The following is a 6,169-nucleotide window of genomic DNA, read 5'->3' on the forward strand; positions in this document are numbered from 1 at the left end:
TTGGCAAACGTTTGCGTCCTAACGGGTTCAGGGCGATCTGTCCATGTGTGAAGCCCGAGGTGACGCAGATCACTCACTATTTTGCGCAATGTGCTAAAGTGCCGACGTTCAGAACAGGGATAGAAATGATGAAAAAGGTAATAGTACTTGGCGTGGCACTGATGTTGGCCGCATGCGAAGACGCGCCTCAAAGCGATCCGCCCGAAACCGGTGTCGCGCCGGCTCCAACCAATGACAATCTTCTGTTAGTGCGTGGGTACCGATCGGAAGACGACTGGTGTCAATTGACCGGGGAAACAGCCTATACCGGCAACTTCCTCGATCATACAGCAGATCTGGTTTCATGCCCTACAGGCAGCAGTGCCGAGCAGTCTTTGGTCGAAATGTACAACGCTGAATTGATGGGAGAAACTGGCGGTTATTCCGTCTACTCGATTCCGCGCGGATGACGCCGTTTTATATGCTCTAGCCTCTTGAATGGGAAAAGACATTTCCCAAATTGAATGTGAGGCCCAGACCGACGCGTGCCGCCAAGCGGGCGCATCAATACGGGGCGCTTAAGAAAAGGAGAATGCTATGGACTTGAACAAGTTCACCGAGCGGGCACGGGGTTTCGTGCAAGCCGCTCAGACCATTGCGCTGCGCGAGGGGCACCAAAGGCTGGAGCCCACACATATCTTGAAAGCATTGATGGACGACGATCAGGGGCTGGCCAGCAACCTGATCACACGCGCTGGCGGCGCACCGAACCGCGTGGTTGAGGCGTTGGACGCGGCCATGGGCAAAATCCCGAAGGTCAGCGGCGACGCCAGCCAGATCTATATGGACGGCCAGACCGCCAAGGTTTTGGACGAGGCAGAGAAGCTCGCCACCAAGGCGGGCGACAGCTTTGTGCCGGTCGAACGCGTTCTGATGGCGCTGTGTATGGTGAAATCCAAAGCCAAAGAGGCTTTGGAGGCCGGTGCTGTATCGGCCCAGAAACTGAACGAAGCGATCAACGATATCCGCAAGGGCCGCACTGCTGACACCGCATCGGCGGAAGAAGGCTACGATGCGCTTAAGAAATATGCGCGCGACCTGACCGAGGCTGCGGCCGAAGGCAAGATCGACCCGATCATCGGGCGGGATGAGGAAATCCGCCGTTCGATGCAGGTTCTGTCGCGCCGCACCAAGAACAATCCGGTACTGATTGGTGAACCCGGCGTCGGTAAGACCGCGATTGCCGAGGGCATGGCCCTGCGCATCGTCAATGGTGATGTGCCGGAATCATTGAAGGACAAGAAGCTTCTCGCGCTCGACATGGGTGCGCTGATCGCCGGCGCTAAATATCGCGGTGAGTTCGAAGAACGACTGAAGGCTGTTCTGACCGAAGTGACCGAAGCCGCCGGTGAGATCATACTGTTCATCGACGAGATGCACACGCTGGTAGGTGCAGGTAAATCCGACGGTGCGATGGATGCCGCCAACCTGATCAAGCCTGCGCTTGCCCGGGGTGAGTTGCATTGTATCGGCGCGACGACGCTGGATGAGTACCGCAAATACGTCGAGAAAGACGCAGCCCTCGCCCGCCGGTTCCAGCCGGTGATGGTCACTGAGCCGACAGTTGAGGACACGATCAGCATCCTTCGCGGTATCAAGGAAAAGTACGAGCTGCACCACGGTGTGCGCATCTCGGACTCAGCGCTCGTGTCGGCGGCGACCCTGTCGCATCGCTACATCACCGACCGCTTCCTGCCTGACAAAGCCATAGACCTTGTCGATGAAGCGGCGTCGCGTTTGCGGATGGAGGTGGATTCCAAACCCGAGGAACTCGATCAACTGGATCGTCAGATCCTGCAGATGCAGATCGAGGAAGAGGCGCTGAAGCTTGAGGATGATGCGGCATCAAAAGATCGTCTGGAAACCTTGCAAAAGGACCTTGCCGATCTGCAGGAGAAATCCGCCGAGATGACCGCCCAGTGGCAGGCCGAACGTGACAAGCTTGCCGGAGCGCGCGATCTGAAAGAACAGCTCGACAAGGCGCGCGCTGATCTGGAGATCGCCAAGCGCGAAGGCAACCTCGCCAAAGCGGGTGAGCTGTCCTATGGCGTCATCCCCGAGCTTGAGAAAAAGCTGACCGAGGCCGAAAACGCCGAAAGCAACGCCATGATGGCCGAGGAAACGGTGCGCCCAGAACAGATTGCGTCGGTGGTCGAACGCTGGACCGGTATCCCGACCTCGAAAATGCTGGAAGGCGAGCGTGAGAAACTGCTGCGGATGGAAGACGATCTGCATTCCCGCGTGATCGGTCAGGATGCGGCGGTCACTGCCGTTGCCAACGCCGTGCGCCGTGCGCGTGCCGGTCTGAACGACGAAGGGCGCCCGCTGGGCTCGTTCCTGTTCCTCGGCCCGACCGGCGTGGGCAAGACCGAGCTGACCAAGGCCGTGGCGAACTTCCTGTTCGACGACGACAACGCGATGGTGCGCATCGACATGTCCGAGTTCATGGAGAAACACGCGGTCGCCCGTCTGATCGGTGCCCCTCCGGGCTATGTCGGCTATGACGAAGGTGGTGTGCTGACCGAAGCCGTGCGGCGCAGACCCTATCAGGTCGTGCTGTTTGACGAGGTCGAAAAGGCACACCCGGATGTGTTCAACGTGCTGCTGCAGGTCCTGGACGATGGCGTCCTGACCGATGGTCAGGGTCGTACCGTCGACTTCAAGCAGACGCTGATCATCCTGACGTCGAACCTTGGGTCTCAGGCACTCAGCCAGTTGCCCGAAGGAGCGGACAGCGCGCAGGCGCGGCGCGACGTGATGGATGCGGTCCGGGCGCATTTCCGGCCTGAATTCCTGAACCGTTTGGATGAGACCATCATCTTTGACCGGCTCAAACGGGCCGATATGGATGGCATCGTCGATATCCAGATGGCGCGCCTGCAGAAACGTCTGGCCGCCCGCAAGATCGAGCTGGCACTGGATGATGGCGCGAAGGAATGGCTGGCCAATGAAGGCTATGATCCGGTCTTCGGTGCCCGCCCGCTGAAACGCGTGATCCAACGTGCCTTGCAGAACCCGCTGGCCGAGGCACTGCTGGCCGGTGAGATAAAGGATGGTGAGACCGTTCCGGTGACCGCCGGAACCGATGGTTTGATCATCGGCGACCGGCTGGGAACGTCCGAGCGTCCGCGCCCGGATGATGCAGTCGTGCATTAAATCTCAGGTAATGAAGAGACCCGCCATCCAGGCGGGTCTTTTTTTGGTGGCTTATATTGCGACTAAGAGCGTTCAGACCTGCCCGGTCAGATCCTGCGCCAGCATCATTGCGTTGCCGTCCGGGTCGTAAAATGTGGCAGTGCTGACCATCCCCTCAATCGTCTCGGTTTCGCCGTCAAACCGAACTCCAGCCCCTTCCAAAGCATCGCGTGCGCTTGCGATATCAGCAACACCAAAGACCGGAACGGAGTTTCCGGGCGCTGGTTCTGCCTGCTCGCCCAAACCAAGGGTCACGCCTTCGGTTTTGGTGAGCATCTCGCTCCAACCCGCCTCATCAATATGATGGATCAACTCAAACCCGAGCTTGTCATTATACCAGCGCGCACTGGCGTGGCGATCTTTGACCGAAATGGCAAGAGTGATGGTGTTTTCTAAGGAAACGAGGGCCATGGAACTTTCCTTTTGTCCTAAAATAAAGTAACTATACTTTATGGACATTAAGGCACTTGTCAAGCTCACCTCTCGGGCCTGGTCGCTGAACATTCTTGCGCAGCTACACCAGGGGGTTCCGGGCAGGCAGGCCCCGTTGCTCGCCGCGACGGGGGCAAGTCGGACGGCGTTTGCGGCAAGTCTGGAGCATCTGGCAAGCCTTGGCTTGCTTGAACGGAATCCGGGCCACGGCCACCCTTTAAGACCTGAGTTCCGTTTGACCAAAGCTGGGGTTCAGGCGGCGGCAGTAGCGGCAGAAATCATGGCCTTGGTGCCGGATGATACTGAATTGAAGCTACTGCGCCGCAGCTGGACGGTTCCTATTCTGGCGCTGACGCGCCAACCGCGGCGCTTTTCAAGGCTCAGGTCGGATCTTCAGGTGATCACTGATCGCGCATTGTCATCCTCGCTCAAGCAATTAGAGGAGCAGGACTGGGTTCGGCGCGATATCGAAACTTCGGCCCGGCTGCCCTTTCCGACCTATCAGGCGGTCAATCTTGGGTGCGAAATAAACCGTGTTGTCGGCTTGAACATCGGGTGACCGTTATCCTCGCGCCCAAGCGTACCTAATTTTCGTTACAATCTGTTCGCTCAATCGTGACGCCTGTTTCCTTGGCTCTGTGCTATCAGACCTTACCTCAGTTTCGAGGTTAATGGATAACGGAGAACCAAATGGCGCATCGCTGGACCAACAAACTGACGCATGCGGACGTCACCCCAAGGGCGGCGTTTCTGAACCGGCGACAGGTCATGGCCGGTTTGGCGGGTGTCGGGCTGGCGGGTCTGGCGCGGCCAGCGGCGGCCGAGGCGCTTGAACCGAATACATGGGAAGAGATTACTTCCTACAACAATTATTATGAGTTCGGGACTCGCAAGGATGATCCGGCGAAATATGCACACACACTGGTGACCGAGCCCTGGAGTGTCACCATCGACGGTCTGGTCGACCGCCCTGGTGATTATGATTTCAACGACATCATGTCTGAAATGACTATTGAGGAGCGAATCTATCGGTTCCGCTGTGTTGAGGCCTGGTCGATGGTGATACCATGGAACGGGTTTGAACTGGCAGATCTACTCGGCATGGCTGGTGTTCAGGACGGCGCGAAATACGTGGCGTTTGAGACCGCCTATCGTCCCGATGAGATGCCGGGTGTCGCGTATCCGGTACTAGACTGGCCATATCGCGAAGGGCTGCGTTTGGATGAGGCGATGCATCCGCTGACCATTATGGCTACTGGGATCTACGGCAGGGACATCCCGAACCAGAACGGCGCGCCTTTGCGATTGGTGGTACCGTGGAAATACGGCTTCAAATCGATCAAATCGATCGTGCGGATTACCCTGACGGATACCCAGCCTCCGACAAGTTGGAACATGGCAGGTCCTAGGGAATATGGGTTCTACAGCAATGTGAACCCCAATGTGGATCACCCCCGCTGGTCGCAGGCTTCGGAACGTCAAATCGGCGGAGGTCTGTTTGCCAAGCGAATCCCGACGCTGATGTTCAACGGATATGAAGATGAGGTCGCCAGCCTTTACGAAGGCATGGATCTGGCGAAGAACTACTGAGATGATGCGGCGGCTCAACGACCTCTTGCGACGGCTTCCCAATTGGGCTGTTTATCTGCTGGGCGCGCTGCCTGCGCCCTGGTTGTTTTATCAGGGCATGACCGGTGGTCTCGGGGTCGAGCCGATCGAGGCGCTCGAGCACGAGTTTGGCGAACTGGCGCTGCAGCTTCTGATTTTGGGTCTCGCGATTTCGCCCTTGCGTCGCTTCGCTGGCCTAAATCTGATGAAGTTCCGCCGCGCGATAGGTGTACTGACATTTTCCTATGTCGCATTGCACCTGTTGATCTGGCTGGTTCTGGATGTTCAGATTCCCAGCCAAATCTGGGCGGACATTATCAAGCGGCCCTATATCACCGTGGGCATGGCTGCCTTTGTACTGTTACTGCCGCTTGCAATCACGTCCAACAACTGGGCGGTTCGCCGTTTGGGGCCTCGTTGGCGCAAATTGCATCGTCTGGTCTATCCAGCAGCAATTCTGGGCGCGCTTCATTATGTGATGCTGGCGAAGGGGTTTCAGATCGAGCCATTGGTCTACCTGGCGATTATTCTGGGCCTTCTGGTCATGCGCCTGCCGGTAACATCATTCCTGATCCGGTTTAGGCAAGCCGATTCAGCCTGACTCGCAGGCGAGTCTGTGGGTAACAGTGTGAATAACATATACATGGCGCTGATTTGCGATGGTCTGTGTCCGCGACTTCCGGGTTGAATGGCTGGATGCTCTTCGTAACCATTTGTTTCAGTAATATAAAATTCTGCTTTTGCGTTTTTTTGCGATATTCTTGATTTTTCCACTTGCGGCTTCTGGGCGATATACTTAGAACGCCCTTCACCGGCGCTGCTGAGGTGCTGGGACGCGGTGGAAGCTGCGGAGACGCTCGGGAGAGACTGGGGGCATCTGAGGTTTTTGATTGGG

6 protein-coding genes are annotated in these 6,169 nt (G+C 57.3%); 5 read left to right on the top strand and 1 reads right to left on the bottom strand.

The features are described 5' to 3' along the window. Window positions 1–128 precede the first annotated feature (128 nt). Together ACR0A1_RS18725 and clpB are read left to right on the top strand one after the other, a co-directional pair. Complete coding sequence (locus tag ACR0A1_RS18725; protein ID WP_170636920.1) at window positions 129–449, top strand: hypothetical protein; 321 nt, start codon at window positions 129–131, stop codon at window positions 447–449. A gap of 127 nt (window positions 450–576) precedes the next feature. After that, window positions 577–3,195, top strand: coding sequence for an ATP-dependent chaperone ClpB (gene clpB, locus ACR0A1_RS18730; protein ID WP_480868765.1), 2,619 nt, complete (start codon window positions 577–579; stop codon window positions 3,193–3,195). 72 nt (window positions 3,196–3,267) lie between these two features. Here clpB and ACR0A1_RS18735 read toward each other — a convergent pair whose 3' ends face one another. After that, on the bottom strand, window positions 3,268–3,645 hold the full coding sequence (locus tag ACR0A1_RS18735; protein WP_170513857.1) for a VOC family protein: 378 nt from the start codon (window positions 3,643–3,645) through the stop codon (window positions 3,268–3,270). Between the two features lie 40 nt (window positions 3,646–3,685). Between ACR0A1_RS18735 and ACR0A1_RS18740 the strand changes: the two genes are divergently transcribed. The 3 genes from ACR0A1_RS18740 (at window position 3,686) to msrQ (ending at window position 5,875) form a co-directional block, all read left to right on the top strand. Next, a complete protein-coding gene (locus ACR0A1_RS18740; RefSeq protein ID WP_480754663.1) occupies window positions 3,686–4,225 on the top strand; it encodes a winged helix-turn-helix transcriptional regulator in 540 nt (179 codons plus the stop codon). 131 nt (window positions 4,226–4,356) lie between these two features. Beyond that, window positions 4,357–5,256 carry a protein-methionine-sulfoxide reductase catalytic subunit MsrP gene (msrP, locus tag ACR0A1_RS18745; protein ID WP_170425728.1) on the top strand — a complete coding sequence of 300 codons (900 nt, stop codon included), beginning with the start codon at window positions 4,357–4,359 and terminating at the stop codon, window positions 5,254–5,256. A 4-nt stretch (window positions 5,257–5,260) separates the two neighbouring features. Continuing rightward, the gene (gene msrQ, locus ACR0A1_RS18750; protein ID WP_170425736.1) at window positions 5,261–5,875 is read left to right on the top strand and encodes a protein-methionine-sulfoxide reductase heme-binding subunit MsrQ; all 615 of its coding nucleotides are present in this window, start codon (window positions 5,261–5,263) and stop codon (window positions 5,873–5,875) included. Window positions 5,876–6,169 lie beyond the last annotated feature (294 nt).

This window comes from Ruegeria sp. D6 (assembly GCF_056534365.1).

Excerpts from the sequence above, each read along its gene's own strand:
- msrP (WP_170425728.1), top strand. The coding sequence starts at position 4,357 with ATGGCGCATCGCTGGACCAACAAACTGACGCATGCGGACGTCACCCCA.
- ACR0A1_RS18740 (WP_480754663.1), top strand. The coding sequence starts at position 3,686 with ATGGACATTAAGGCACTTGTCAAGCTCACCTCTCGGGCCTGGTCGCTG.
- ACR0A1_RS18735 (WP_170513857.1), bottom strand. The coding sequence starts at position 3,645 with ATGGCCCTCGTTTCCTTAGAAAACACCATCACTCTTGCCATTTCGGTC.
- clpB (WP_480868765.1), top strand. The coding sequence starts at position 577 with ATGGACTTGAACAAGTTCACCGAGCGGGCACGGGGTTTCGTGCAAGCC.
- msrQ (WP_170425736.1), top strand. The coding sequence starts at position 5,261 with ATGCGGCGGCTCAACGACCTCTTGCGACGGCTTCCCAATTGGGCTGTT.
- ACR0A1_RS18725 (WP_170636920.1), top strand. The coding sequence starts at position 129 with ATGAAAAAGGTAATAGTACTTGGCGTGGCACTGATGTTGGCCGCATGC.